Raw genomic sequence first — 26381 nt, forward strand, 5'->3', positions numbered from 1 at the left:
TTATTTAAAAATTTTGATAAAACTATCTTTTTCCAGGCTTTCCAGAGAAAAATCAAAGTCAGCTTCCGCTTTTTCTGTTGTAATCTCTGCTCCCAGTTCTTTAATAAGATCATTGAAAGACATCGCTTCAAACCATTGCTGGTATAATGCACTTGTTGCCATAGTGGAAACTTCACTATTTCCTGAAACATGAGAATGTCCGGCTCCGAAATTCAATAGCACGAAACATTGCTTTTCGTTTTTTGTGACCAGCATTCCCAGAATCATTTGCTTCTGAACCGAGTTACATCTGGCTTCAGCAAAAAGATGGTTAGGGTTCATCATATAGTCGTAGGAAATATCATCTCCCTTTCCGATCACGATTTTATATCCACAATTTGCCTCTCCGCTGAAAACGTTATTCATAACAAGTGTTGGTGCACAGTGTCCTTTATTGGCGTAAAGATATTCAACGGCACCGTTGGGAGCAGAAGTCATATCTCCTGAATACATCAATTGTCCGTCACCATGATTATAAGCAGCATTCCAGCCTATTTTTCCTGCGATATTCAATCCCGAAAGGTCAAGATCACTGGCTCCCCACTGATCTTCCCAATAAATACCTACTGCCAGTCTTTCACTATAAAAACGGGTTCCGGTAGGAATATTTCCAACAAACATTTTTTCAGAAGTTGGTAATGCAAATTCTACATTCTCAGGAAAATAGAATTTCTTTCCGGAAATATTTTCATACTTCAGTTTCAGGAAATCTAAAATAAATTCATAGTTGAATTGATTCACGTAAGTTTCCTTACCTTTTTTCACCCATGATTTTCCGTTTCTGACTCTGTAGACAAAAGTATCCTGACCATACATTCTTGAGTAACACGCTGACAGTGCTTTAAATAATGCAAATGGTGTTGCATTTTCAAGCCAATGCCAATCACTGTTTTCCAGTAATGTATTGGTAGCATCATTCAACGGGTTTGAGACTAATGGCTTATGATTTACTTTAGAGAGCTTTGAAATTTTATTAATGGCTTTGGGAGCTCTGTTTTTATAAGCAAGGAATAAAGGCTTAAATCTGTTGAAAATTTCTGCCAGTTTTTTCTGCCCAAAACTTTCAAACAGATAGGTTGGATTAAAATTACTTTGCTTAATTAAAGTAATCAATTCATCGTTTTTGATTAAAAGCGTTGTATTCGTCGTTTTATAAATGACATAACGGAAAAACTCAACAGGATTTTCAGGATAAATATCGTACAGATCAGCTATTTTTATAATGGCTTCTTTATTTCTGATATTTTCTTTTCCTGTGAAATCATATTCCAGTTCCGTATGCAGCATATACAGCAAATCATCAATGGTTTCTTCTTTCAAAGCGATTCCGGACTTTAGGAGAGAAAGGCATTTTTCCTGCATTTCTTCTACTGTATAAGCCTTGATTACTTTAAAAATCAACTTTGCATCAGGAACATTCAATAGTTCTTCAGGAATATAAATTTCACTCTGAAAATTACTTCCATAGGTTGAAATATAATGTCTGATTTGTTCAAAAAACAATTCTATTCTGGAAGTATTTTTTATTTTCTCCCAGGATTTATGAAATGTTTTATTCAAATCATTCCCATTCAGTTTTTCCTTGGCATAATAAGAGATGATTTCATTCTTTGCCCAAACTGCATTTGGTTCAATAATAAAACCGTCATTAGAAATAAATGGCTCTGCATTTGATTCTCTGGCCAATACCGCATTGAATAATTGTAGTGTTTTCATTGTTTTAAGTTAAAAAAATAAGTGAGGAGTATATTCATTAAAAGTGAAGGGTATAGGAACTCCTTTTACCTATAGTTTATAAAAAGCGGGGAGTAATTTATCCAAAAAATATAGGAACTCCCTTTGCCTTATAATGTGTAAAAAAGCGGAAAGTAAATCTGGAAATATAGGAACTTTCTTTGCCTTTAATTTTTTTAACATATGAAAATGACTGATAAGTGAATATAAGCATTTTCATTGTTTTGAGGAGCAGACAGGACTCGAACCTGTGACCCACAATCTTGGCGATTTATAGGAACTTTAGTTGCCTGCAGCGAAAAGTAATTTTTGTTGCTCTAACCATCTGAGCTACTGCCCCTGCCGTTATGAAAAAAGTTTTCATTAACCTTACAGGCTTTTATACCTGTAAGGTTGGTCATTAGTTTTTTTCAACCTTTATGGTTTGTATTTAAATTAAGAATTATGCTTTTCTATATTTCTTCTTTCTCTTCCATGGTGCATTCTTCTCAACATCTCCGGCCATAATACACCCGTAAGGCATTACTTCATCCAAAACTTCGCAAAGTCCGTATTCTTCAATCTGTGCTCTTACGTTCTTAGCACTTTTATAAGCGCTCGGAAGCTCAGAAATATCAACTTCATTGGAATAGAAACGGATATCTAATCCTTCTGTTTCCTCATTGAAAATTTCTTCAGTTGTTTTATGAGCCAAAGATCTTTTATGCTGGCTTCTGCTGAAATTTCTTCCGGCTCCATGCGGGGCAAAACCTAAGTTTCTTTCATTTGTTTTTCCCTGAACAATCAGTACCGGTTCTGCCATATTCAACGGAATCAGTCTTGGTCCCGTGATATCAGGCATGAATTTATCATCCAGTGGAGTTGCCCCTTTTGCATGATAGAACAGATCTCCATCTTTGAAAACGAAGTTATGCTCATTCCAATATCTGTTTTCCTTCTCCATTTCCAGCTTATTCAAAACTGCATCATGAAGGGAAGTATGGTTTTCTTTTGTCCATTGTCTGATCAGCTGAAGGGCTTCCCAATAGGATTTACCTTCTTCAGTATCATAAGGAATCCAGGCGTTTTCTCTCAATGTTTCAGGAGAAATTTCCTGTCTGAAACGGTTGGCTGTCTTCATTCCTTTATCATATAAAGCCGCTCCCGGTGCTCTTGAACCGTGATGAGTTACCATCATGGTATTTCCGGTATTTTTAGAAATTCCTACAAAAAGGAAGTGGTTTCCGTCTCCCTGAGTCCCCATATGAGAACGGGCAATGCTGATCAGTTTTTCATCATTTAAGAATTTATTTTCTCTGAAAGCATCCATCAGTTCCTGAGACATCGGCATCTGCTCACCTCTTGGTCTTCCTCCATATCCGAAGTGTGTTACAGAATGTGCAGCATCCAGTACCTCTTTAGGATTTATTTTTCCAAAATCCGTCAGCATCACTGAACAACAGATATCAGCGCTATGGAATCCCGGATGAATCGCATTCTTGGCAATTACCACACCTCCTACCGGAATCTGACCTTCAGGACCTGTAGGACAGGCATCAGGCATGATAGCTCCACCAATTAGTGTGGGCGTTTTCATCAGAACTTTCATCGTTCTGATTACTTTTTCCACATTATCGTTTTCACTTTCGTCTTCAGCTCGTATGTTGATCATAAAATCTTTAGCTGTTTCGTGAAGCGGAATAATATCCGGCTGTTTGAACTGTACCAGATACTCTGTGATCTGATGTTCATCCAGATTATTCTCGTTGATATAGCTAATGGCATCTTTAAACCATTTTGCTGGTCTGTATCCTAATTCGATTAAATGATTTCCATTAAATTCCATGTTGTTTCATTTTGATGATGCAAAGTAATATCATTATTGCGCAATAGTTTTGCGTAGATAAAGAAATTTTAATTATTTTTACAAAAAGTTATAAAAAAGGCTAGAAAGCTGATCCGTGAATTGGTACATAAGCCTGAAATAATATAAAACAAAATTAAAATCTGCAGTTATGGTACTATTAGAACAATTAAAACATTTTCCGGAAACGATTCAGTTTGGTGATGTTATCGCTTACATTGATGAAAATTATGAGTTTACTCCTACAGCTTTTCAAAACGGAGATACAACAAATCAGGCAGGACAGAACAATGGTTCGTGTAAGCTTTTCAGCTTTGCAAGCATTCAGGATCTGACCAAAGAAGAGACACTTTGGCTTTTTGGTGAATTCTACAGGGAAGATGTATTGAAAAATCCTGAGGGAAGTGATCATCAGAATATCCGGAACTTTATGAAGTTTGGCTGGGAAGGGGTTACTTTTGACGAAAATGCCTTAAAGGAAAAATAACTTTTAGAAAAGAGCAAAAACGAATAAGCGAATAGCTTATTTAAAAACACCAATCATTAAACACTAAGGTATGTCATCCAATAAAAACGCTCTGATCCGGTATAAAACATTAGATAAATGTCTTAAAAACAAATACAGGAAATATACGCTGGAAGATCTCATTGACGAATGTTCAGAAGCATTATTTGAATTTGAAGGAAAAGAATCTTATGTAAGTAAACGGACGGTTCAGCTCGATCTTCAGAATATGCGGAGTGAGAAATTCGGGTATGAAGCTCCTATTGAAGTCTACGAAAGAAAATACTACCGCTACAGTGATCCGGAATATAGTATTCATAATATCTCTGTGAATGAAAGTGATCTGAAGGCCATGAACAATGCGGTCCAGATTTTAAAACAGTTCAAGGACTTTTCCATGTTCAAAGAGATGAATGGGGTTATTCAGAAACTGGAAGACTCAATTCATGCCACCAATCAGAAATCAATTATTCACCTGGATAAAAATGAGCAGCTGAAAGGACTGGAGCATATTGATATCCTATATGAAAGTATTGCCAATAAAAAAGTACTGAAGATTCTTTACAAAAGCTTTACGGCAAGAGAATCCAATGTATTTACCGTACACCCGCAGCTGTTGAAGGAATTCAACAACCGCTGGTTTCTGATCTGTCTTTATAAGCAGAAAATGTACAATCTGGCTCTGGATAGGATGGAAAGTATTGAAACAGATGAAAGTCTTCCCTATATTGATAAAGATCTGGATGGCGATGAATACTTCAAAGATATTGTAGGAGTTACCGTTTCAGAGTCAATGGATCCGAGAAATGTGATTTTCTGGGTAGATGCAGGAAATGCTCCTTACGTGAAGACCAAACCACTGCATAAAAGTCAGGAAATCATCAGAGAAGATCATGAAGGAACACTCTTTAAAATTTGTGTTCAGATCAATTTTGAATTAGAAAGATTGCTGCTTGGGTTTGGGGACAGTTTGATTGTTCATAAACCCCGAAAATTAAGAGTGAAAATGGAAGAAAAGTTCAATGCTGGTCGTAAAAACTATCAAAGTCTGATTGTTCCTGATGAAAACTAAATTTTTTGTCCATTTTATCTTGGCTTGGAAATTGTATTAATAACTTAACAATACCATATTATATTATGAAATCAAGAATATTTAAAGCATTAATTGCGATCCTGGCACCCATAGCGATAGAATATATTGTTAAAAAAATATCTGAGAAACTTGATAAAAAGGAAGATCAGAAAGAAAAAGAACCAAAGCAGATTACGGCTTAAACGTACAAGTAGTTAAAATTTAAAATTATTGAAAAGAGACTGTCAGAGTTATGTACAGTCTCTTTTTTTGTTGTAATGGATATTTTTGATGAATGCTGAGAACCACCCCGTCAAAAATTCTTTGAATTTTCGACACCCTTCCGAAGGAGGGGAATTCCTAAGTCTTCAACTCAAATATTTCTTATGGAATAGCTTTCTCCAATGCTGTTTTCTGACAGATAACATCGGCTGGATTCTTACGGAATGACAAACTGTACGGATAAACTATCATTACAATTGTGTCATTCCGTAGGAATTTCGGTTTTTCTACACAAAATCATAAATCCCATCCTTCCATCCCAATACTTTAGAAGAATCTGCTTTAAGCCAGTTTTTCAGGATGGTAGCATATACTTTTCTGAAATCTTCTTTGTAGATTAGGTCGCCGTCATTCAGATTCTGTAAATCGGGAAGAGCATTCAGAATGCCTTTCTTTTTAAGGTTTCCGCTGATAAAAAACATTTGATTAGCTGTCCCGTGGTCTGTTCCGTTGCTGGCATTCTGAGCCACACGGCGCCCAAATTCTGAGAATGTCATCAGCAGGATATTATTGAAAAGTCCGTTACTTTTCATATCGGCAACAAATGATTTTACAGCTTCATTGATATCATTGAATAACTTTTTCTGTCGGTCATTCTGATTGACATGGGTATCAAAACTTCCGATCGAAAGATAATAAACCTGTGTATTGATATCAGATTTTATTAAAGAAGCAACGGTCTTAAAGTCTTTTCCCAACTGGGAATTTGGATAAACCTGTTCTGTTTTTTTTGTTTTACTTTTTTCAAAGATATAATCGGCATTATTGATGGTTGAGCCTAGAGTCTGATAAAGATAAGACACAGTTTCATCATCGTGATGATGGTCGTAGAGAGATTTAAAATACTTTTCCTGACTGGTTTGGTAGAGTCTTTTAGGATCTTTAAAGGCAAAAGCCTTATTATTTTCTCCTTTTAAGGCAAGACTCAACATATCATCTACTTCCAGTGCCTGGGTAGGGTGGTCGCATCGGTAGCATTCTTCGTCAAGAAAACGTCCCAGCCAGCCTGTTTCCAGAAACTGATCACTTCTGCTTGCTGACTGCCAGATATCCATACTTCGGAAATGGGATTTGTCAGGGTTGGGATACCCTACATTATTCATTACAGAAAGTTCTCCATTGTCAAAGAGTTCTTTAAAATAGGATAGTGACGGATTGATTCCTGCTTCATCAGTCAGCGGTATTGAATCCTGAATAGCCAGTGTTTTTCTTTCTCTGAAATAAATATCATTTTTAGCTGGAATAATCGTATTCAGACCATCATTTCCTCCTGTAAACTGAAGAACTACTAGAATGTTCTGATTGGGATTCAGAGCCTCATCCAGCGTCATGGCTTTTAAGAAATTAGGCATTAGCATAGAAGCGGTAGCCAGTGAACTTATTTTGAGGAATTCTCTTCTTTTGATTAACATAATTTTGTTTTTAGGGTAAAGGAGATAATAGGTAGCAGATGACAGGTGGCAGTTTTTAGGTTGGAGGACTGTGCTATATTTTTACTACTATTTGTTTTTATAAAACTTTTATGAAAAATTATATAGTAAATAAAAGGTTGTAAAGTCAAACGACAGTTCACTATTACCTGCTGCCTGGAACCTAAAACCTGCAACCTACATTAACTGGTATTCCGGGGTAGACATCAGGTTGATGACATTCATTTTTATACTCTTGTCAGAAAAATTCTTTACAGAGTTCATATCGAGACTTTGAGTATTCTGCAGAAGATAATCTTCACAGTTTTTATTAGCGAAGAGCTTTTCAATACGATCCCAGTCTATGGTGATATTTGGATTTTTAAAGCTTTTGTTTAAAGCTGTTTCCCGGGATTTCATTCCCATATCGATATCATCATCCTGTCGCGGACTGTATTCCAATGGGCGAAGCCCTGACCATATCTGTGGAATCTGAAGTCTTACCATCAGGGTAGAACTGTCTATCCATGCTTTTCCGTTCGGCCATCCTGCTACATTAGGCGGATAAAGCAGCATCTGTCCCAATAATTTCTGGTACACGATGAGGTTTTCAGGATTCTGAATATGCATAGGAAGTATTCTCATCATACCGGCCATCAGTTCTATGGGTGATTTTATACGGTTGCCGATATTCTTTTGCTCATAAAACCAGGTGCTTGAAAATATTTCAGTCATCAGTTTTTTGATGTCATATCCTGAATTATAGAAATTTGTACTCAGTTTGTTGACAATATCCTGATCGGGTTTTTCATTAACGAAGAATTTATAGATTTTCGTTGTTATAAACTGTGCTGTTGCCTTCTGTTCCAAAATAATATTGAGCACATCGCTTCCATCAAAGTTGCCCGTTTTACCTAAAAAAGTCTTTGCGCCTTCATCATGGAGGTTTTTCCTTTCTCTGAAATTTCCTTCCTTATCATAACTCCATCCCGTAAAAGCTCTGGCACCTTCTCTTACGTCTTTTTCAGTATAATTGCCCCTTCCCATAGTAAACAGTTCCATCACCTCACGGGCGAAATTCTCATTAGGATGATCCTTTTTATTCTGTTGATTATTAAGAAAATTAAGCATGGCTGTCGACTGGCTTACTTCAAAAAGCAGATCTTTAAAATTTCCCAATGCATTCTTTCGGAGAGTATTTAAAAGTTGTTTGTTGAACCTTGGGTTGACCACTCTTGAAGCAAAATGCCCATGCCAGAAGAACGCCATCTTTTCCCTCATCTGTTCTCTGCTGTTTACAATTGTATTCAGAAAATTGAGATTCAGTTCATTGTTTTGCTCCCTGTTGAGTCGCTGCATTTCTTTTTTCTTTTCTGCGGGAGCTGTACTGTTCATGTAATCCACTGCCGAATCCGGATCAGGAGTGTCATAGGTGATCTCACTGAAACTGTCCTCTTTCAATAATTCAGCCACTAAGGTTTTAATGCTTTTGTTTTTCAAATCATCAATTTGATGAATGCCTACACCAAAACCTGCCCGCCAAAGAAGATGCTTGTTTTTTAATAATGAATCAGCTGTCATGAGGAATTTATTTTTTTGATACGCTTTGAAGAAAAAGGTTAAAATAATAACGGGTTAAGGATTGTTAATATTGTTGTTAGAGCTGGAAGCTAGAAGATGGAGGCTGGAAGTAATATGCTGCTATATAATAGCTCCCGACCTTTTTTCTTTAATTCACTTTTTAAGAGTACTTTTTTGATAATTTTTGTTAAACAAATATTTAAATTTTGTTAAAAATAAGATATTGATATTCATTATTTTATGATTTTCAATGGTGTTAAAACAAGAAAAAAAACCTTGCTTGGCATGATTTTTACATCCTATTGTTTAGTAAAATTTAAAAAATAGAGTTATGAAAATGTTTAAACAAGCAATAGTACTAGCTGGTGTTTTAACAGCAGGTATAGCAAGCGCCCAAAGTTCACAGATGAATAATATGATCAAAGTAGGTGCAAATGTTGGTTTAGCAGTTCCCGCTGATAATCTTTCCGCTGCAGTAGGAGTGGATGTAGCTTACCAGAACCTTATTACACCAGGATTTGGATTAGGTATTGCATCAGGATATACTCACTACTTTGGAAAAGAGAACAACGGATATAAAAATAATGATGTAGGAGTAGTTCCTGTAGCCGCTTTAATCAGAATTTATCCAAAACAAACAGGTTTCTATTTCGGAACAGATTTAGGATATGGTTTCCTGGTAGGAGATAAAACAGTGGCATCCAACACCAATGTTGAAAGAGCAAGCGGAGGTTTCTACCTTAAACCGGAGATCGGTTACCACAACAGAGACTGGAATTTCTTCGTACAATACCAAAAGGTTTTTGTAGGAACAAAAGGAGATTTGCCAGGTCAGGACTATAATGTGGGGAATATCGGTGTAGGATTCGGTTACAATATTCCATTAGGAAAGTAGTTAGATTTAATATATAAACAATTATTAACCAAAACCTTTTCACGAAAGTGGAAAGGTTTTTTTGTTCTGTGCAGGATTTACAAAAACAATTATTATATTTGGTAAAATTTGAGGTTATGATTCTGAATCCAAAATTTCCACTTTATTTACCAGGAGTAGAGAACAGTAATAATGATAATGTTTCTATCATTGGGGCAAGTCTCCGTGAAGATATAACGATCTTAGGCTATTTTGTTTCCGGGAACGGAGGTCTTGAGATAAAAGTACAAAATAAATATGCAACCAAAGAATACACTTCTTTTTCAGATATTTTAAAGAAGTTTATTCAGGATAACCAGTTGCAAAATGTAAAACGTCTGGGAATGGCAGTGCCAGGTCCTGTACTTGACGGAAAAAGCAGTCCTGCAAGATTGGGCTGGAATTTAGATGTTGAAGAATATGCCCGTGATTTCGGGTTCGAAAAAGTAGACATGCTGAATGACCTTGAGGCTTCTGCCTACGGAATGGCTCTTCTTGAAGATAACGACCTTGAAGCTATTTATACAAGCGGACATCTTGAAAAAGGAAATGTAGCGGTTCTTGCTCCCGGAAACGGATTGGGTGAAGCCGGATATTTCTTTGACGGAAAATACCTGAGACCTTTCGCTACAGAAGGAGGACATTCAGAATTTTCACCAAGAACCAATGTAGAGGTTGAATTTTACCAGTTCCTAAACAATATCTATGGTATTGTAAGCTGGGAAAATGTACTTTCAAAGTCAGGGTTATTCAATATCTATAGATTTTTAAGGGATGTAAAAAGGCATCCTGAACCGGAATGGTTGGGAGAGCGCCTTGCACAAGGGAATTTTGTGGAAGAACTTTATAAAGCGGCAATCGAGGAGAATGTATTGATCTGCAAAATAGCTTTAGACACTTTCCTTGAGTTTCTGGCAAGAGAAGCAAATAACCTGACATTAAAAGTAAAAGCTACCGGAGGATTACTGATTTCGGGAGATATTCCTCAGATGGTCAGAGAATATATAGATAAGGCAAAATTCTATGAAAAATTCAAGATCAGTGATAAAATGGAAGGAATGCTTAAAAATATTCCGATCTATTTGGTCAAGCAAAATCATACAGCATTAAATGGTATAGCACTTTATACAGCTTACTATCAGGTATAAAACAGAGCTCCGAAGAAATTCGGAGTTTTTTTTATGAGATGATATTATTCATGAAAATAATAATTTTTATTGATGTACATCAATGAAATCTATTGAATAAGATACCTACCTTTGTGTTATTAAATAAGTAAATAACTCTATTCAATGAAAAAAATATTTTTATTAGCAGTTTTAGCTGGTGGTTTAGCTTTCGGACAGTCAAAAAAAGTAGTAGCGTCTGATGTACACTGGTGGGGATATAAAGTAGCAAAATCTGAAGCAAGTTCTCACGACGGGACAGTGAAAGTAAAGTCTGGAGATATGATCATGAAAGGAAACCAATTGGTAGGTGGAAGCTTCGTATTGGATATGACTTCTATCAGCTCAACTGACCTTACAGGAGAATATCAGCAAAAATTAAACGGACATCTTAAGAATGGTGATTTCTTTGAAGTTGAAAAATTCCCTACTGCAAGCTTTAAAATCACTGGAATCAAGAAAAACAGCGATAAAATTTACAGTTCTCTTGTAACAGGAAACCTTACTGTAAAAGGAAAAACAAACCCAATTACTTTCCCTGCTAAGATTTCTTACAGCAAAGGAGTAGTAAGCCTGGTTTCAAATAAATTCGCTTTCGACAGACAAAAATTTGATGTAGCTTACAAGTCTACAATGCAGGATGTTTTTGTGAAAGATGATATTGAAATGCTTGTAAAAGTAACTGCTCAATAAATTAATCAAAAAAAGATTATTAAAAGTGTAGAAGTTCTACACTTTTTTTTATTTTTGTTGAATTGTAAATAAAAAAGAATGAAAAGATTACTATTGTTTGCTATGGTGTGCGCAAGTATATCATTTGTTTCTGCCCAAAAGAAATTTGATAAGGTTGCAAAAGTGACTTCATCAGAGATCAGATGGTGGGGGTATAAAGTGGTGAAAACCGAAGCATCTTCCCACTCAGGAACAGTAAAGCTAAAGAGCGGAAAATTCAACTTTGACCACACGGTTCTGGTAGATGGAGAATTTGTAATAGATATGAGAAGTATGATGGCGGGAGATGTTTCTGATGAAGATCAAATCAAACTTACTAATGATCTGAAAAGCACAAATTTCTTTGAAGTAAAAAAATTCCCTATTGCAAAATTCCATTTGACTAAAATTATTCCTTTAGCAAACAGTGAATACAATTCTACAGTATACGGAGACCTTACCCTTAAAGGAGTAAGAAAAACAATTTCTTTCCCTGCGAATGTATATGTTACTCAGTTTACAACCTCTATTGAATCTGCGAAGTTCTCTCTGAACAGAAGAGACTTTAAAGTATTCTATCAGTCTTCACTGAAAGATTATTTCATTAAGAACGAAATGGATATCCAATTCAAAGTTACTACAGAAATGCTGGATAACGAGAATAGAGCTCCGAAAAAGAAAAAATAAGATTAATATACAATCAATATAAAAATGAGCAGTTCATCAGAGCTGCTCATTTTTTATGCCCTTGTTGCATCAAAGATTGACTTAATCATTCACTGTTCCCTGTATTTTTTATAAATTCGTAGTATGAAAATTTATATCGTCAGTGGTCTGGGAGCAGACTTTAAAGTCCTTGAGAGAATAGAGTTTCCCAAACACTATGAATTGATTTTTATAGATTGGCTTATCCCTGAAAAAAATGAACCTTTTGATGCCTATGTTAAGAGAATGGCAGATAAAGTAGATGATTCTGAGCCGTTCTGCCTGTTGGGATATTCTTTTGGAGGAATTATTGTGCAGGAGATTAACCAATTGAAACCTGCGGAGAAAGTTGTGATCCTAGGAAGCATAAAATCTGATAAAGAAAAATCAAAATTCATCAGGACTGGTGAGATGACCAAAATCCCCAGAATATTACCGGTAGGTTTGTTCAACGATAAAGCTGCCAATGTATATGCTGTTATCCGAAAGCTTTTTGATCCTAAAAACCCTAAACTTCTGCAATATTTTAAAGTAAGAGACCCTTATTATCTGAAATGGTCTGTAGAAAAAGTTTCCGAGTGGAAGTTTAAAGAAAATCCAAATGTGATTCAGATCTTAGGGGATAAAGACATTGTTTTCCCAATCCGTTATTCCAATCCGGATTATATAATAAAAGGAGGGACTCATCTTTTTCCTGCTACGAAATCCAAGGAAGTTTCAAAAATATTGAATGAAGTATTTTGTGAAAAATAGAAATATTATTGCTTGAATATTTTTTTTTAAGGGGTATTTGTTTTAAAAATGTATTTTTTATAGAATTTATATTTAAATTTGATAGGGTTAAATATAAATTTTATGAAAATAGGATTAAAATGGATCGTTTCATTCTCAGTGATTACACTTGTTGCCATTGGTGGTTTATTCTGGAGTCCGGATACCGATATTCCTGATACCGGAGAATTTTTAAGTGAAGATAAAATTGTAGGCGCGGATGTTGCCTGGATTCTGGCTGCCGCTGGGCTTGTCCTGTTGATGACACCCGGACTGTCTTTCTTTTACGGAGGAATGGTTGGCAGAAAAAACGTGATTTCTACCATGCTACAGAGTTTTATTGCCTTAGGAGTTATCTCTATGGTCTGGGTAGTAGTAGGTTTTTCTTTGTCTTTCGGTGAATCTTTGGGGATTACCATTGCCGGAAAACATTACGGAATCATTGGAAATCCGCTCAGTTATCCATTTTTTAGCGGAGTTGGAAATCTTCCTCATAAAATGATGGCTCCTACGATACCTTTTATTCTTTTTGCTTTATTTCAAATGAAATTTGCAGTTATTACCCCTGCAATTATTACCGGATCATTTGCCGAAAGGGTTCGTTTTATTTCTTATTTATTATTCATTGTCCTTTTCAGTATTTTTATTTATACACCACTTTGTCATATGGTATGGCATCCTGACGGTCTTTTAAACAAATATTTTGGAGTGAAAGACTTTGCAGGCGGAACCGTTGTACACATGAGTGCCGGTTTTGCAGCACTTGCCGGAGCTTTGGTAGTAGGAAACAGAAAAAATCCCCATCATGAGCCTTCCAATATTCCCTATGTACTTCTAGGGACAGGAATGTTGTGGTTTGGATGGTTCGGATTTAATGCAGGATCTGCGTTGAGTGCTTCTGCTTCTGCAGCTACTGCTTTTGGAACAACTACAATAGCCTCCGCTTCCGCGATGATGACCTGGATCTTTTTCGATAGAATCAATGGGAGAAGTGTTTCTGCTTTGGGAGCCTGTATCGGTGCTGTAGTAGGGCTGGTGGCCATTACTCCCGGATGTGGTTTTGTGAGTATTCAGGAAAGTCTTTTTATAGGATTTATTACAGCTATAGTTTCAAATATAATGGTCAACTGGAAAGGGTTAAAGAAAATAGATGATACTTTGGATGTTTTTGCCTGCCATGGAGTAGGAGGAATTATGGGAATGATCCTTACCGCTGTCTTTGCTCATGGTGAAAAAGCGAGCCTGCTTCATGGAGGAATTGATGTTTTTCTTCATCATATGGCTGCTTTGGTTCTGGTTTCTGTTTTTACATTTTTGGGTTCATTCATTTTATATAAACTTACAGATTCAATGATCACCTTAAGAGTTTCCGAAGAGTCTGAAAACAAAGGGCTTGATCTGTCTCAGCATGAGGAAAGTTTCAGTTGATAAAAAACAGGGCATATTGATAACCTAATGCCCTGAAAACCTGTAAAAGTTTAAAGATCTTTCATCATCTTAATGAATAGAATGAATAGTTTCGAAGATTTTATTTTTAGAATTTTCAAAGACTTCACCTCCAAATTCCTCATTATCTAAGGAATGAATGGTGACATCGTTTACACCCATGATTCCGAAAATATGTTTAAGATAAGTCGTTTGAAAATTAACGTGTCCGTTCTTTTCATTTTCTCCATATCCGGTATCACCGCGGGTTGATAGAATAAAGAGCTTTTTGTTTTCAAGAAGCCCCACGTAATCACCATCTGGCACTCCGGATCTGAATTTCCAGGTTTTATTAATCCGCATTACCTGGTCAATATAAGCTTTCAATCCGGAAGGAATAGACCAGTTATACATTGGCGTTCCAACTACATAGACATCATGTTCTTTGAGTTCTTTGACCAATTCATCACTGAGCTGCAAAGGTTTTTGATTTTCTTCAGTTTTGTCTGCCGGTTTTTTGAATGCCCCTGCAATCCAGGATTCATTAATGTTGGGAATAGTGTCAATTCCGGCTTCCCGCCAGGTAAATGTATCCTGAGGGTATTTGGTCTTCCAGTTTTCAACGAAGAGTTTGGTTAGTTTTCTGCTGTAAGATCTTTCGTTTCTTACACTTGCATTGATAATCAGTATTTTCATTTGTTATAATTTATAACAGCAAAATTCCTGATTATTTATGCCAAAGAAATTGATCTAGTTCAAGAGGATTTATTTTTTTTCCGAATTCTGCTTATAAATTCAGCAGATACTCCCAGGTAAGAAGCAATGAGATATTGAGGAACTCTGGATGCAATACTGGGATAAGTTTCCAGAAAATCATAATACTTTTGTTCAGCTTTGTGCATATGATTAAATACCACTCTTTTTTCGAGTGTTCCAAGATAACCTTCTAAAATAATCCTGAAGTATTTTTCTAAAGATGGAATTTCTTCCAGCATTTTTTGAAAAGACGGATGGCTGATCTGTAAAAGGCGGGTTTTTTCAACAGCCTGTATATTATAGATGGATGCTTTTTGTTTTGAAAAACTGGCGATATCTGTTGCCCACCAATGGTCAATTGCTAAAAAAAGAATTTCTTCATTTCCATTGTCAGCATTAATGCAGAAAGCTTTCAATACGCCCGAAACAATATAGCTGTCATGGCGGCATATTTCCCCGTTTCTTAAAAGGAATTCTCCTTTTTCCAATGTTTTTTCCGTCCAGAAACTTTTAAAAATAGAAATTTCTTCCGGGCTTAATTTGATGTGTTGTGAAATATTTTTAATTAATGTTTCCATTCAAAATGATTAAAAGACACTTAAATAATAGATTCAACAGTATAGGCTAATGTACAAAAATACTTGTCATAAATTCATTTCATGGCTTATGAAAACCGAATAAATCTGGGATTTTGCTATGCATATATTAGGATTTATCATGTATCTTTGTTTTTGAGGAAAATGACGAATCATTTATGGAATCAATATCGGTTTTTGAGATTATTAAAGTAGGAATAGGCCCGTCCAGTTCGCATACGATGGGACCTTGGAATGCAGCAGCTGCATTTATCAGGATTATTAAAAGAGAAAGATCAATCGAAGAAGTTAAAGAAGTTTTTCTTGAATTTTTTGGCTCACTCGCAAAAACGGGGATTGGGCACGGAACTGATATTGCAGGAATGCTTGGTTTGAATGGGGAAGATTTTAAGACGATCAATACTTCAAAAATTGATGAGAAAATAGAGTACATCAAAAGTACTCAAACCATTCATCTGGGAGGGGAGAAGGTGATTCCATTTGTTTATGGACATCATTTGATTTTGAATATGAAAAAAAGCCTTGATTTTCACCCGAATGGAATGATCTTCAGAGCTGTTTTTGAAGATGGAACCGAGCTTGTACAGGATTTTTATTCTGTAGGAGGAGGTTTTATTGCCAGCCAGGAAAAAAACTCTATTCAGAAACAATGCGTACGTACATTATATCCTTGTCATAAAGCTTCTGATATTGCAAAATATTGCGAGAAACTTGGGCTTAATAAGATTTCAGATTTAATTTTCATGAATGAAGAAAGCTGGAGAACTCAGGAAGAAACGAGACAGGAGGCGCTTTACATCTGGCAGCAGATTAAAGAATGTATTTATAAAGGCGTAAATAAAGAAGGAATTCTTCCTGGCGGACTGAATGTTTCCCGAAGAGCAGCAGGAATCAACAGAAAACTGTTAGGAGACAAAATTTATAAAAATAAGGATGAATGGTTCCAGCAGGTTGTAGATGCTGAAGAAAACTTTACGAATATCAACAAATGGATCGCCTGTTTTGCACTGGCTGTGAATGAAGAGAATGCAAGTTTCGGAAGAATTATCACCGCACCTACTAATGGCGCAAGTGGAGTAATTCCGGCAGTATTGATGTATGCTCAGGCATTTACACCGTTTATCAGTGAAGATGATATTGTAAGATTCCTGCTCGTGGCAGGAGAAATAGGGACGTTATTCAAGAAAAACGCAACCATTTCTGCAGCGATGGGAGGATGTCAGGCCGAAATTGGGGTTTCTTCCGCAATGGCAGCTGCCGGGCTTACGGAGATTTTGGGTGGAAGTGTCGGACAGGTATTGATGGCAGCAGAAATTGCAATGGAACATCACCTTGGATTAACCTGTGACCCAATCAAAGGACTGGTACAGATTCCGTGTATTGAAAGAAATACAATGGGAGCGATGAAAGCGATTACAGCAGCGAATATCGCATTGGAAAGTGATCCTACCAAAGCCAAAGTAACATTGGATGAGGTGATCCAGACGATGTGGGAAACCGCTCAGTCCATGAGTGACCGTTTTAAAGAAACTTCAGAAGGTGGATTAGCCATCGCGGTAAACGTTCCGGAATGTTAATAGAAATAAAGCTGTTTTAACAATATAAAACCCTTAGACATTACTGACTAAGGGTTTCTTAATAAAATAAAAGTAAAAACCATTGGGCTTTTAGTATTGTATAAAGAGATTTTATCTTAAAATTCCTCTAATCCTGTTGGCATTGGTAATCAGTTCTTCAAGGTATTCATAGTTCTCTTTTTCAAGGGCAGATTTGAATTTTCTAAGCTGAGAGATATGTTCGTTCAGTACATCCAGCACATTTTCTTTGTTTTGTTTAAAGATGGGAACCCACATTTCAGGATGCGACTTGGCAAGACGTACCGTACTTGAGAAACCGGAACTGGCAAGCTGAAAAATAGTTTCCTCCTCACGTTCTTTTTCCAATACAGTATTGGCAAGGGCATAAGAAGTAATATGGGAAATATGAGAGATGTAAGCAGTGTGAACATCGTGATCTTTTGCATCCATGTAAATCATGTGCATATCAAGGGCATTGACCACCTTTTCAACGGTGCTCAATGCATCATCTGCCGATTCTTCTTTGTTACATATCACTCCTGCTTTTCCGGAGAAACTTTCAGCAATGGCAGATTTCGGACCATTGTTTTCTGTTCCCCACATCGGGTGGAACGCTACAAATCTTGAACGTTTCGGATGGTTTTTTACACCATTTACGATTCCAGCTTTGGTAGAGCCTGCATCCATTACGGTCTGCTGATCAGACACAAGGTCTAAAACAGAAGGTAACAGTTTTCTGGCAGCATCTACAGGAATGGCAAGAATAATCAGATCCGAATTTTTAATCCCATGCTCCAGATCTACACCGGCATCAATTATTTTCAGATCTAATGCGTCACTGATATGCTGTGTATTGTTATCGATTCCGTAGATGAAGCTGGCGATGTTTTTCTGTTTTAATTTCAAAGCCATTGAACCTCCAATCAATCCTACTCCAATAATACTTATTTTCATCTTTTTACATTTTTTAAAATAAAAAAACCTCGTCCCTAGGACGAGGTTTTAAATTATATTCATAAGAATCCCTATCCCAGAGCTGAGGTAAAAATTCTATAATAATATGTTCCGTTGTTAAAAATCACAGAGCAAAGGTATAAATATTTTTCAAATGAAGCGAAATTTCTTTTCTAAATTGTATATAGATTATATTAATTGGTGGTCTTTTTTAATTGTATCCATTCATTGAATGTTGCCTCACCTCCAACTCCCTGAATAAAATAAGTGTTTTTTTCTTTTTTAATTTTAAAATTGCAGTTATCATGATTTTCATTTATCAAATTGATTTCATTATTTTGAATCTGCTCAATTTTATAATTTCCTTTACACAATGACGTATTAGCATCAATAAAAGCTAAATCTGATTTAATTGTTATTTCGTAACATGTTTCAGATTTAATAGAATCCTTTCTCTCATTTGCTGTGCAAATGTTATAAAAGCCTTTGAAATCAATTAAGTTTTTATTCAAATTTACATTTGTTGTCATTGCGGGTTGAAATTGCTCTTCAATCAAAGTTGAGTTTTGTTCTTTTTTAACATTTTCCCATTCCTTTTTGTTCCTTTCTTTACAACTCCAAAAGACGAAGGATAATATTAAAGGGATTAAAAAGTTTTTCATCATTTGGTTTTAGTTATTGTTTTTCTAATTCCTGCCAATCTTTGTTTATAAATCTCTTACTTTTTATAAAATATTTTTTATTCTCATTTTTTAAGTAAAAATCATCGATATCATCTTGATCACATTTTCCTTTTGCATGTAAAATATTATCCTCCTTAATTAAACGATATTCTCCTTCACACCAATAATCTTCCACATTTTCTGCACTAATACTTAAAATTGCTTTCTGGTTTGATTCTACTGTTATTGAATAAAATATATTTGTTTCATTATTGTCAAATTGACTAATGGCTTTTGTTGAAATTTTATAAGAACCTATCCAATCGTTATTGTTGATTGTAACTTCTGTATTTTTAATTCTTTGATTGTCATCTATATTGCTATCAATATTTCTTATTTCAGTTTCTTTTTCTGCTATTTTCACCTGAACATGAAAAGAATACAAATGATAATAGAATTAAAAAGGATTTCATCAATGCGTGTTTATATAATTGTTTAAAAAGAACTATGCTTTCTGCATAGTTATAAATTTTAAAGAGATAATATAGAGACTGAAAATTTATTATTGCTAATAATAGACTTTATTGTTACTTAATTCTGTTTCTAATGCTTCATCTAAATAAGGAATAGAATCAAATTTAGTTATTGTACCATCTTTATTAATTTTACTCGTTGAATAAGATATTATATCAAGAGATTGGTTGGGAGAGGAAAAATATGAAACTTGCCATATTTTTTTATTTTTTAAGTCTAAATATGATAGGCAAGTATAGCGATCAGATTTATATCTTACATCATTAACTTTTCTATAAAATTGAATAGAGTCTATTTTTTTTTATTTCTTAAAGTGTATAATACTAATTTATAATTCTTTTCATTAGAAATACTTTTATTTAGTATTATTGATAGCGATTCTTCTTTTGATACTTCTGTATTATGAATATTCGAATAATTTTTTTCATATATAGAGTTTTGGTTTTTTAAAATAGAATATCCTTTAGAACTAGTTAACAATTCAAAATATTTCTTTTCTGAAATTTTTTTATCTCCTAAAAAAAAATCTATATTTTTTTCTCTTATGTAAGTTTTATTATCCTTACAACAAATACTAAGAGTTATAAAAATTAGAAGAAACGAGAAAGTATAAATAGTCTTACTCATGGTTAATAACAGAAATTAAATTTGATTAATTTACATGAACCTTTCTTCCATTGGATCCATTTTGTGACATTCTTATATTCTTCTATATAATCACAATCAGCTTTGGGGATTGATTTTATTTGCATTGAATCACCTTTTATTTTTAGTGATTTATACCAGTATAATTGTTCTTCTTTTGATGTGTTTGAAATCTCCGGAGTTAATTGTATAAAAGCTGTTTTAATATAATTCTCCCATGAATTAAAAGCATAATCATTGTTTTTCTTTTCAATCAACTTTTTTTGTTTATTGATGTAAATGATGAGGAAATCCCTATCTGATCCTGGTTCTTCAGCATCGAAACTAAATATTCTATGTTCACTATCAGGAATTATTTCCCGGGCAATTACAACTTTAGGAAGCTTAACGTCATATACATTTTCATCATCATTATTAACAACTATTTTACCATAAGGAGTTTTATCCATATTGAAGATTTCTGTTTTTTATTGATTGATAAATTTATGACTCCGCTTCCCCTCAGATTATTTTCAGTATAAAATGTAATTCCATTATATTCTGTAGTCTGCATTGAGGTAGAGTCTATAGGGCATTCAAATGTTTGATTATTTTGTTCTTTTTCTACTATCCTTTCTTTCTTTTTACCTGAACATGAGAAGAGTATAAGTGATAATAAAATTAAAAGAGGTTTTATCATTGTGCTTTTGTTTATAAATTTTTATTCAATTTCATTTCCGTGTAATAAAAGTTTACTGATAAAACCACTATTCCAATTTTCTATATATATGTTTTGAAGTTCTGAAGCCCAGCCGGATGTTTCTTCTTTTTTACCATCAAAAGATGATGTTGAATAAAACTTTCCGGTAATAAAATTAAATGATTTTGAATAAATTTTTTTAGCTTTTGTATAACTTAAATCATATCCAATAACCTGTATTTTCTTGTTCTTATTATCGAATCTAAACTTCATTTTTTCAATTACATTTTTTTTCTCGCCGGAAATATTAGGTTTTGTAACTTGATCTGCATAATCTACTCGAATGGTAATTATTTTATTTTTAATAATAGGATCACTTAAATAATAATCTGCTTCAGTATTGTTATATAGAATACTATTGTTGATAATGGGGATTTCAACCGTTTTGTTCAATGAAGACAAGTAGATGAATAGTATAAAACTAGAGAGTTCCGTATTTTGTTTTGCCTTAATTACAGCTTTATCTTTAATATGATCATCATCAAAGTATGGTGTTTCATATTGTGATTCATTGGCGTCCATAGCCCTCACATTATTTTCTTTACAGCTTAAAAAGAAAGATATGAGAGATAATAAAATTAAAACGGGTTTCATCATTTGGTTAAGTTATTTATTCTGCTTTTATTCTGCTTTTGTGAACATATCCCTTTTTACCTTCTTTAGAAACTACCAACCACCAATCACCATTTTGGTCTAAAACCTCGACTTGTTCGCCTGTGTTTATTTTTTGTAGAATTTGAGATGATGTATTTTTATCTTTTCTTAGATTGGTAAATCCATCGGGGTCTACTATTCTTGAATATACTTTTTCTTGATTATCTTCTTGAATAAGTCCATAATCTTTTGAGTACTTTTCAAGAGAAGGATAACCATAATATTTATTTTTTTGAAAAGAGTCCTTTAATTCCGGGTGAGAAACATAGACGTTGTTTAATAATAAATATGTTTTATCTGATTGTATATCAATGCTTTCTTTGCCTTCGAATCCAAGTTGTAAAAGATAAGCAATAGCTTTTTGTAATGTTGAATCTGGAATATCATTCTTTTTGATGATATTGTCTTTATTATCGGCAAAATAAGTTGTTAGTGCATATAAAAACGAATCTTTTGATTTTAGTTTTTGCAATAGCTTTTCTCTAATTTTAAATACATTCGTTGTACTATTGTAGAATACAAATGATAGTCTCGAACTTTGCTCAATATCATCCCAATTCTGAATATTTCTAATTGCAGAATTAAAAAGAGTTTCATTCTTTTCATAATTAAATAGAACTACCAAATCAATTGCAAGATCAGTATTTTTAGATGCTACGCTCAAAATGGATATTAAATCATTTTGGTAAATAATTTTGTTCAGGGATAATAATTCTTCGAAATAAGGATAGTCTTTATTACTTTTTATATCTGCCTTGACATTATCTAAATCAGGTAAAATATCATTACCTATTTTAATATATTTTCCATCCTTTGATATCTGATAATTGGTAGTTTCATTGAATATTAAGACATTATTATATCCGTTTTGAAGTTTATCAGGTTTAATACCAAGCAGATCTTTGTTGATTTTATCAAAATTTTCCTCAGTATCATTGAATTTATGATTGGTGAAATAACTTTCGATTATTTCAGTTTCTTTTTCTATTATTTTCTCTTCCTGCTTGCCTGAACATGAAATGAATATGAGTGATAATAAAATTAAAAAGGATTTCATCATTGTGGATTTATCTTAATTTTCAAACATTTCGAAACAGTAAGGATTATTTATTTTTTTAATATTACATTTTTTAATCCATATCTTTTTTCTGTGTATTCGCTCTCAAATAATAACTTACCTTTATCATATCGAAGAGTACCGAAATAATGTGGTTTATCTGCATCACCTGTATATCCGTTAATTACCTGTGAATATTTTAAAAATATTCTTCCATCAACAGTCTTATCTTCTTTAAGTAGGTATTGATTATACATTTTTCCCATATTTCCAGATTCTGTATAAATAATAGAATCTTTCTCAATTTTCAACGAAACTCCATAATCATCCAACTTCTCGTTGGTTGCAAAATATTCTCCTGATGGGATAGAAATCTGTTGTTTTGATGATGAAATACTTCCTCCAATTTTCTGTAAATCAGATTCAATAACTTGAGTATTAAGATCATATTTTTTTTCTTTCTTCAATACACAGCTTTTTCCTTTTTGATTATCTGTGCACGAAATGGATATGAATGATAATAAAATTAAAAAGTTTTTCATGATTTGGTTTATGGGATTGTGTCAACTAGATTTATTGCATCAATATCCATTCATTATTAGTAGATTCTCCTCCAACTCCTTTTATATAAAATTGAGTTTTATCTTTTTTAATTATAAATTTCGGATCAATATCTACACAATTTAATTGATCACCACTATAATATATTTCTAATTGATTGTCTTTTTCGATACCTATATATTTACCTTCACACAGGTTGGACTCCTTATATGTGTTTAGTGATAAGAATATATTACTCTTTTTAATGTCAAATTCATATGAAATAGAAGCCATACCTGTTGTTGTAGCTTCTGTTTCTACTGAAGTAGAATGAGTACCATCATAAGTTGATGAATGGTTTTTAAGATTTTTAAGAACCTCTTTCTGAATAAGACTGGTTTCAAATGCTAAAATATCTTCTGGAATCTTTGAAGTCTCAATTTCTCCTATTTGTTTCCATTTATTCTTTTCATATAAATAAAACGTTGTTTTTGCATTTTGTTTTGGTTCAAACTCTCCATCTTCTCCACCTGTATAAGTGATGAATTCACTAGGTAAATAAGAAGCAACTACATAATAATTATTTTCTTTAATGAGGTTTTTTATAGCTTTTGAATTTTGGGCATCATTTTCAGGATTATTAGATTTCGAAAAAAAACCTTTCGAATTATTAGGGCTCCAAAAATATTGAGTTTCATTACTTTTCCCGATAAAATCTACACTGAAAACACCCATTTTTTTATCTGAATAAGTGTATGTTGGATAGGGATTGGAGATATCTGGAATGAAAAAACCGGTTGCTTGGTATTTTGTATCTAGAAAATTGATAGAGTTCTCATCTAGGTTTGTAATTTGAACTTTTTGAGAATTATCGATTTTTTTAGAATTTTGAACCTTGTTTTTTTCTTGTCCATTACAACTTTGTAAGGTAACAAATGCAATTACTATTAAAAATATTTTATTCATTCTTTTTATTTAATATGATTTCCTTTTACAGTTTCATCAAATTTTGTTTTCATAAATTGTTCTGGATCTACACGTGTATTTCCACCATAAAAAACGCCATTCGTTGATGCTTCAATGTGAACATGATAGTATTGAGGTAAAATATCTTTTGCATTCCCTGTATTTCCAGATTTACCGAAAACTTTTCCATGTTTTATCTTTTGTCCTTTTGATACAGAATATGAGTTTAAATGACAATATCTTATCCAGATAAATTTACCATTTTTATCTTTAGATTTAATAGTAACAATCATTCCTAAATCTCCTTTTGTGTCTAGGGCTTCTACAACTTCTCCACAAAGCATTGATTTTAATTCCTTGTCTAAATTTGCTAAGATATCGGTACCTGTGTGATAATATCCTTTAGGATGTTTGTTATTGTACCTAGGAGTTCTATGAAATCTATTTTTGTTTACGTTGTTACTTTGGTCATTTAATTTTGGATTGTCTATTACATCATCATATTCAAAGCATTGGGAACAATCTTCTGGGCATTTTGATGTTTGCTTTTCATCTGATTTTTCAGGTGAACTATTACAATTAAATTTTTGTGTTTTATGAGTACTTCCTTCGTCATAGCTATCATGATATCTTTCTAAAATTTCTGAACGTTGAATCTTACCATCTCCTTTATTTATTCCTTTACTTTTTTTATCAACACTTTCATTTTGAGTATATTCAATAGTCCCTTTCTCATATAAAACATAATTATCTGATTGATTTACACCTTTAGGAGCAAATACATGTAAATAAATGTCTTCTGAGGTTTTAATTTTACTTTTTGAAGGTTCAAAATATTTTTTAACATAATCAAGTTGTTTAATTTCTCCCATTGTTGCAAAACGTAATTTTACTTCATGTAATTTATCGAAGCCGCTACCAGATTTAAATTCTCCAATTGCTTGTAATGCAGATTGTGTAAATTGAATTAACCCAACTGCTCGTGAAGTACGAACTTCTTTTCCCGTTTTTTTATCTTTTTGAATAAGCCAGAAATCATCTTTTGTTATGGCCTTGACATTCTTTAAAGTTTGACCCATTATTTGGTGAGCTTTAAATGAACTTGCTGTTTCTACATTCATTACAGCCATTAACCCACTTGCCATCTCCATTTTTCTATTTTCTCCCCACAATTCAGCGCATATTTGCACTACTTTCTTTCTAAACTCACAACTCACTTTCTCCCCCCAAATTAAATCTTTATATTGTTCTTGGCATATACAACTTCCTTGTTTCTCAGGTTTTTCTGTTTTCTGCACTCCCGCCGCACTCTTCACCTTCTCCACTTCCATCAAGCCCTCCGAATTTACCCCAAATTTCTGAGATTCTGCGGAAAGATCTTTGGAGATAATTTCGATAAAATAATTTTGTTTATCGGAGTCCGGATCGCCAATAGGGGAGTCTATTCCTTTTTCAAAAATAGCTTTTGTAATGATAAATCCTGAAGTGTCATAGATATCCGCTGTAATTTTAATATTTCCACTTCTAAACACTTCATCATTGGAAGCGGTGTCATATTCCCAAACTACATATTGAATATGTTTTTCCACCATATTTTTGGAGTGGATTCTTATCCTCACTTTATCTCCTACAGCTACTTTGGAAAGCTCTTTTCCTGTATCATCAATGAAAACAGCTTCTATGATATTACCCTTAGGGTCGGGCTGCTTGGGGCCTCCTCCTTGTCCGGGCGTGAATTTTGGTGTGTGTTGCTGAGGTTGATTTTGATTTTGAGGTTTAGGTTGTGGCTTGGGCTGATTTTGAGGCTGTCCTTTATAATCAGGATTGGCCACATCTACATTCACCTGGCTGGCTCCCTGAATTTTCCCGGAGTAAGTTGCCGTAACATAGTATTCATGATTAGCTCCTTCATTCTTATCACCTTTCATCATAAACTGATTGGCTACCTGACGAAGAATTTTTTCATCAGACATCAGAGGAATTGGTACTTCCGCAATCCCTTTTTCATTGACCTGAGCCTTGTAACTTCTTGTGTGACGGTTGTTTTTATTAATGTTGGGATCATGGCCTTTGCCGGGAGCATCATCTTCCCAAAGATGAAATTCTATTTCCTTATTGAACATTGCAATGCAATGGGCCTGCGCGATAAGAGTATCACGATAGCTGGCTTTATTGACATCTTTTGCTCCTCTGTTGAAAAGGATTACTTTATCTATTTTTGAAACCTTATCACTGGTAGGAATCAATATAAAAGTGGCAGCCAATTCTTTGGTATCAGGAAGTCCCGGGAAAATACCTTTTTTAGTTTCGTAGACTTTCATTTGAAATTCTATTCCCAGGCCTATTTCTCCAAATCTGTATGTTACCTTTTCACCTTTTTTAGGTTGGGAGGTAATGTCTTTCCAGATTCCGTTTTTCTGTTTCTTGTATAGATACCATTCATACTCGCCCTTCAGCCCGAATGACAGTCCCGAAGGTTTTATTTCGTAGGTGTAGGTTTTTCCTACCATAGGATTCTGATTCCCAATAATATTTCCTGTCATGG

At 34.1% G+C, this 26381-nt stretch carries 27 protein-coding genes and 1 tRNA gene; 10 read left to right on the top strand and 18 right to left on the bottom strand.

Features of this window, described 5'->3' with window-relative positions; translation table 11 throughout:
• From CHRYMOREF3P_RS20885 to CHRYMOREF3P_RS24430, 3 genes are all read right to left on the bottom strand, one after another.
• The gene (locus tag CHRYMOREF3P_RS20885; RefSeq protein ID WP_180565424.1) at positions 1–1755 is read right to left on the bottom strand and encodes a hypothetical protein; all 1755 of its coding nucleotides are present in this window, start codon (positions 1753–1755) and stop codon (positions 1–3) included.
• Between the two features lie 245 nt (positions 1756–2000).
• Positions 2001–2113 (bottom strand) — tRNA-OTHER (locus tag CHRYMOREF3P_RS20890).
• 102 nt (positions 2114–2215) lie between these two features.
• On the bottom strand, positions 2216–3016 hold the full coding sequence (locus tag CHRYMOREF3P_RS24430) for an RtcB family protein (RefSeq protein WP_410493600.1): 801 nt from the start codon (positions 3014–3016) through the stop codon (positions 2216–2218).
• A gap of 751 nt (positions 3017–3767) precedes the next feature.
• Here CHRYMOREF3P_RS24430 and CHRYMOREF3P_RS20900 point away from each other — a divergent pair.
• The 3 genes from CHRYMOREF3P_RS20900 to CHRYMOREF3P_RS20910 all read left to right on the top strand — a co-directional run bounded on the left by CHRYMOREF3P_RS20900 (position 3768) and on the right by CHRYMOREF3P_RS20910 (position 5396).
• Positions 3768–4103, top strand: a complete 336-nt coding sequence (locus tag CHRYMOREF3P_RS20900) for a HopJ type III effector protein (RefSeq protein WP_077415481.1) — start codon at positions 3768–3770, stop codon at positions 4101–4103.
• A gap of 70 nt (positions 4104–4173) precedes the next feature.
• Positions 4174–5193, top strand: a complete 1020-nt coding sequence (locus tag CHRYMOREF3P_RS20905) for a helix-turn-helix transcriptional regulator (protein WP_180565425.1) — start codon at positions 4174–4176, stop codon at positions 5191–5193.
• A 65-nt stretch (positions 5194–5258) separates the two neighbouring features.
• Complete coding sequence (locus tag CHRYMOREF3P_RS20910; RefSeq protein WP_164723343.1) at positions 5259–5396, top strand: hypothetical protein; 138 nt, start codon at positions 5259–5261, stop codon at positions 5394–5396.
• Between the two features lie 306 nt (positions 5397–5702).
• Here the strand turns inward: CHRYMOREF3P_RS20910 and CHRYMOREF3P_RS20915 are convergent, their stop codons facing one another.
• Positions 5703–6887: a DUF1501 domain-containing protein gene (locus CHRYMOREF3P_RS20915; protein ID WP_180565426.1), complete on the bottom strand. Its 1185-nt coding sequence runs from the start codon at positions 6885–6887 to the stop codon at positions 5703–5705.
• Positions 6888–7082: 195 nt separating this feature from the next.
• Positions 7083–8465 (bottom strand): DUF1800 family protein, encoded by a 1383-nt coding sequence (locus CHRYMOREF3P_RS20920; RefSeq protein WP_180565427.1) that lies wholly within the window; start codon positions 8463–8465, stop codon positions 7083–7085.
• A 331-nt stretch (positions 8466–8796) separates the two neighbouring features.
• Between CHRYMOREF3P_RS20920 and CHRYMOREF3P_RS20925 the strand changes: the two genes are divergently transcribed.
• From CHRYMOREF3P_RS20925 to CHRYMOREF3P_RS20950, 6 genes are all read left to right on the top strand, one after another.
• The gene (locus CHRYMOREF3P_RS20925; protein WP_077415473.1) at positions 8797–9360 is read left to right on the top strand and encodes a hypothetical protein; all 564 of its coding nucleotides are present in this window, start codon (positions 8797–8799) and stop codon (positions 9358–9360) included.
• A gap of 116 nt (positions 9361–9476) precedes the next feature.
• Positions 9477–10526 (top strand): glucokinase, encoded by a 1050-nt coding sequence (locus CHRYMOREF3P_RS20930; RefSeq protein WP_077415471.1) that lies wholly within the window; start codon positions 9477–9479, stop codon positions 10524–10526.
• 144 nt (positions 10527–10670) lie between these two features.
• Positions 10671–11237, top strand: coding sequence for a YceI family protein (locus tag CHRYMOREF3P_RS20935; RefSeq protein ID WP_077415469.1), 567 nt, complete (start codon positions 10671–10673; stop codon positions 11235–11237).
• A 78-nt stretch (positions 11238–11315) separates the two neighbouring features.
• Entirely contained in the window at positions 11316–11942 is a 627-nt protein-coding gene (locus tag CHRYMOREF3P_RS20940) for a YceI family protein (protein ID WP_047381173.1), read from the top strand.
• 123 nt (positions 11943–12065) lie between these two features.
• Positions 12066–12713, top strand: a complete 648-nt coding sequence (locus CHRYMOREF3P_RS20945) for an alpha/beta hydrolase (RefSeq protein WP_180565428.1) — start codon at positions 12066–12068, stop codon at positions 12711–12713.
• Between the two features lie 102 nt (positions 12714–12815).
• Positions 12816–14159, top strand: coding sequence for an ammonium transporter (locus CHRYMOREF3P_RS20950; protein WP_077415466.1), 1344 nt, complete (start codon positions 12816–12818; stop codon positions 14157–14159).
• Between the two features lie 69 nt (positions 14160–14228).
• Here the strand turns inward: CHRYMOREF3P_RS20950 and CHRYMOREF3P_RS20955 are convergent, their stop codons facing one another.
• Complete coding sequence (locus tag CHRYMOREF3P_RS20955) at positions 14229–14852, bottom strand: FMN-dependent NADH-azoreductase (RefSeq protein ID WP_180565429.1); 624 nt, start codon at positions 14850–14852, stop codon at positions 14229–14231.
• A 59-nt stretch (positions 14853–14911) separates the two neighbouring features.
• On the bottom strand, positions 14912–15490 hold the full coding sequence (locus CHRYMOREF3P_RS20960; protein WP_077415462.1) for a Crp/Fnr family transcriptional regulator: 579 nt from the start codon (positions 15488–15490) through the stop codon (positions 14912–14914).
• A gap of 176 nt (positions 15491–15666) precedes the next feature.
• Here CHRYMOREF3P_RS20960 and CHRYMOREF3P_RS20965 point away from each other — a divergent pair, with 176 nt between their 5' ends.
• On the top strand, positions 15667–17085 hold the full coding sequence (locus CHRYMOREF3P_RS20965) for an L-serine ammonia-lyase (RefSeq protein ID WP_077415460.1): 1419 nt from the start codon (positions 15667–15669) through the stop codon (positions 17083–17085).
• A 111-nt stretch (positions 17086–17196) separates the two neighbouring features.
• On the opposite strand, the gene CHRYMOREF3P_RS20970 is transcribed toward CHRYMOREF3P_RS20965, so the two are convergent.
• The 11 genes from CHRYMOREF3P_RS20970 to CHRYMOREF3P_RS21020 form a co-directional block, all read right to left on the bottom strand.
• Positions 17197–18039: a prephenate dehydrogenase gene (locus CHRYMOREF3P_RS20970; protein ID WP_180565430.1), complete on the bottom strand. Its 843-nt coding sequence runs from the start codon at positions 18037–18039 to the stop codon at positions 17197–17199.
• Between the two features lie 194 nt (positions 18040–18233).
• Positions 18234–18704 carry a hypothetical protein gene (locus CHRYMOREF3P_RS20975; RefSeq protein ID WP_180565431.1) on the bottom strand — a complete coding sequence of 157 codons (471 nt, stop codon included), beginning with the start codon at positions 18702–18704 and terminating at the stop codon, positions 18234–18236.
• A gap of 10 nt (positions 18705–18714) precedes the next feature.
• Positions 18715–19125 (bottom strand): hypothetical protein, encoded by a 411-nt coding sequence (locus CHRYMOREF3P_RS20980; protein WP_180565432.1) that lies wholly within the window; start codon positions 19123–19125, stop codon positions 18715–18717.
• Positions 19126–19526: 401 nt separating this feature from the next.
• Positions 19527–19862 (bottom strand): hypothetical protein, encoded by a 336-nt coding sequence (locus CHRYMOREF3P_RS20985; protein ID WP_180565433.1) that lies wholly within the window; start codon positions 19860–19862, stop codon positions 19527–19529.
• Positions 19863–19864: 2 nt separating this feature from the next.
• The gene (locus CHRYMOREF3P_RS20990) at positions 19865–20329 is read right to left on the bottom strand and encodes a hypothetical protein (RefSeq protein ID WP_180565434.1); all 465 of its coding nucleotides are present in this window, start codon (positions 20327–20329) and stop codon (positions 19865–19867) included.
• A complete protein-coding gene (locus CHRYMOREF3P_RS20995) occupies positions 20302–20559 on the bottom strand; it encodes a hypothetical protein (protein ID WP_180565435.1) in 258 nt (85 codons plus the stop codon). Before CHRYMOREF3P_RS20995 ends, CHRYMOREF3P_RS20990 begins: the two co-directional genes overlap by 28 nt.
• A 21-nt stretch (positions 20560–20580) precedes the next feature.
• Entirely contained in the window at positions 20581–21216 is a 636-nt protein-coding gene (locus tag CHRYMOREF3P_RS21000) for a hypothetical protein (protein WP_180565436.1), read from the bottom strand.
• A gap of 13 nt (positions 21217–21229) precedes the next feature.
• Positions 21230–22333, bottom strand: a complete 1104-nt coding sequence (locus CHRYMOREF3P_RS21005) for an SH3 domain-containing protein (RefSeq protein WP_180565437.1) — start codon at positions 22331–22333, stop codon at positions 21230–21232.
• A gap of 47 nt (positions 22334–22380) precedes the next feature.
• Positions 22381–22872, bottom strand: a complete 492-nt coding sequence (locus CHRYMOREF3P_RS21010; RefSeq protein ID WP_180565438.1) for a hypothetical protein — start codon at positions 22870–22872, stop codon at positions 22381–22383.
• 31 nt (positions 22873–22903) lie between these two features.
• Positions 22904–23836: a hypothetical protein gene (locus tag CHRYMOREF3P_RS21015; RefSeq protein ID WP_077415454.1), complete on the bottom strand. Its 933-nt coding sequence runs from the start codon at positions 23834–23836 to the stop codon at positions 22904–22906.
• A gap of 5 nt (positions 23837–23841) precedes the next feature.
• Complete coding sequence (locus CHRYMOREF3P_RS21020; protein WP_180565439.1) at positions 23842–26379, bottom strand: M23 family metallopeptidase; 2538 nt, start codon at positions 26377–26379, stop codon at positions 23842–23844.
• Positions 26380–26381: the final 2 nt, after the last annotated feature.

The organism is Chryseobacterium sp. JV274 (genome assembly GCF_903969135.1).
In the GTDB taxonomy this organism is placed as follows: Bacteria; Bacteroidota; Bacteroidia; order Flavobacteriales; family Weeksellaceae; genus Chryseobacterium.

Excerpts from the sequence above, each read along its gene's own strand:
- CHRYMOREF3P_RS20915 (WP_180565426.1), bottom strand. The coding sequence starts at position 6,887 with ATGTTAATCAAAAGAAGAGAATTCCTCAAAATAAGTTCACTGGCTACC.
- CHRYMOREF3P_RS20945 (WP_180565428.1), top strand. The coding sequence starts at position 12,066 with ATGAAAATTTATATCGTCAGTGGTCTGGGAGCAGACTTTAAAGTCCTT.
- CHRYMOREF3P_RS24430 (WP_410493600.1), bottom strand. The coding sequence starts at position 3,016 with ATGGGGACTCAGGGAGACGGAAACCACTTCCTTTTTGTAGGAATTTCT.
- CHRYMOREF3P_RS20975 (WP_180565431.1), bottom strand. The coding sequence starts at position 18,704 with ATGATGAAAAACTTTTTAATCCCTTTAATATTATCCTTCGTCTTTTGG.
- CHRYMOREF3P_RS20885 (WP_180565424.1), bottom strand. The coding sequence starts at position 1,755 with ATGAAAACACTACAATTATTCAATGCGGTATTGGCCAGAGAATCAAAT.
- CHRYMOREF3P_RS20985 (WP_180565433.1), bottom strand. The coding sequence starts at position 19,862 with ATGAGTAAGACTATTTATACTTTCTCGTTTCTTCTAATTTTTATAACT.
- CHRYMOREF3P_RS20965 (WP_077415460.1), top strand. The coding sequence starts at position 15,667 with ATGGAATCAATATCGGTTTTTGAGATTATTAAAGTAGGAATAGGCCCG.
- CHRYMOREF3P_RS20930 (WP_077415471.1), top strand. The coding sequence starts at position 9,477 with ATGATTCTGAATCCAAAATTTCCACTTTATTTACCAGGAGTAGAGAAC.
- CHRYMOREF3P_RS20900 (WP_077415481.1), top strand. The coding sequence starts at position 3,768 with ATGGTACTATTAGAACAATTAAAACATTTTCCGGAAACGATTCAGTTT.
- CHRYMOREF3P_RS20935 (WP_077415469.1), top strand. The coding sequence starts at position 10,671 with ATGAAAAAAATATTTTTATTAGCAGTTTTAGCTGGTGGTTTAGCTTTC.
- CHRYMOREF3P_RS21015 (WP_077415454.1), bottom strand. The coding sequence starts at position 23,836 with ATGAATAAAATATTTTTAATAGTAATTGCATTTGTTACCTTACAAAGT.
- CHRYMOREF3P_RS20925 (WP_077415473.1), top strand. The coding sequence starts at position 8,797 with ATGAAAATGTTTAAACAAGCAATAGTACTAGCTGGTGTTTTAACAGCA.
- CHRYMOREF3P_RS21000 (WP_180565436.1), bottom strand. The coding sequence starts at position 21,216 with ATGATGAAACCCGTTTTAATTTTATTATCTCTCATATCTTTCTTTTTA.
- CHRYMOREF3P_RS20960 (WP_077415462.1), bottom strand. The coding sequence starts at position 15,490 with ATGGAAACATTAATTAAAAATATTTCACAACACATCAAATTAAGCCCG.
- CHRYMOREF3P_RS21010 (WP_180565438.1), bottom strand. The coding sequence starts at position 22,872 with ATGAAAAACTTTTTAATTTTATTATCATTCATATCCATTTCGTGCACA.
- CHRYMOREF3P_RS21005 (WP_180565437.1), bottom strand. The coding sequence starts at position 22,333 with ATGATGAAATCCTTTTTAATTTTATTATCACTCATATTCATTTCATGT.
- CHRYMOREF3P_RS20910 (WP_164723343.1), top strand. The coding sequence starts at position 5,259 with ATGAAATCAAGAATATTTAAAGCATTAATTGCGATCCTGGCACCCATA.
- CHRYMOREF3P_RS21020 (WP_180565439.1), bottom strand. The coding sequence starts at position 26,379 with ATGACAGGAAATATTATTGGGAATCAGAATCCTATGGTAGGAAAAACC.
- CHRYMOREF3P_RS20970 (WP_180565430.1), bottom strand. The coding sequence starts at position 18,039 with ATGAAAATAAGTATTATTGGAGTAGGATTGATTGGAGGTTCAATGGCT.
- CHRYMOREF3P_RS20950 (WP_077415466.1), top strand. The coding sequence starts at position 12,816 with ATGAAAATAGGATTAAAATGGATCGTTTCATTCTCAGTGATTACACTT.
- CHRYMOREF3P_RS20920 (WP_180565427.1), bottom strand. The coding sequence starts at position 8,465 with ATGACAGCTGATTCATTATTAAAAAACAAGCATCTTCTTTGGCGGGCA.
- CHRYMOREF3P_RS20955 (WP_180565429.1), bottom strand. The coding sequence starts at position 14,852 with ATGAAAATACTGATTATCAATGCAAGTGTAAGAAACGAAAGATCTTAC.
- CHRYMOREF3P_RS20990 (WP_180565434.1), bottom strand. The coding sequence starts at position 20,329 with ATGGATAAAACTCCTTATGGTAAAATAGTTGTTAATAATGATGATGAA.
- CHRYMOREF3P_RS20905 (WP_180565425.1), top strand. The coding sequence starts at position 4,174 with ATGTCATCCAATAAAAACGCTCTGATCCGGTATAAAACATTAGATAAA.
- CHRYMOREF3P_RS20940 (WP_047381173.1), top strand. The coding sequence starts at position 11,316 with ATGAAAAGATTACTATTGTTTGCTATGGTGTGCGCAAGTATATCATTT.
- CHRYMOREF3P_RS20995 (WP_180565435.1), bottom strand. The coding sequence starts at position 20,559 with ATGATAAAACCTCTTTTAATTTTATTATCACTTATACTCTTCTCATGT.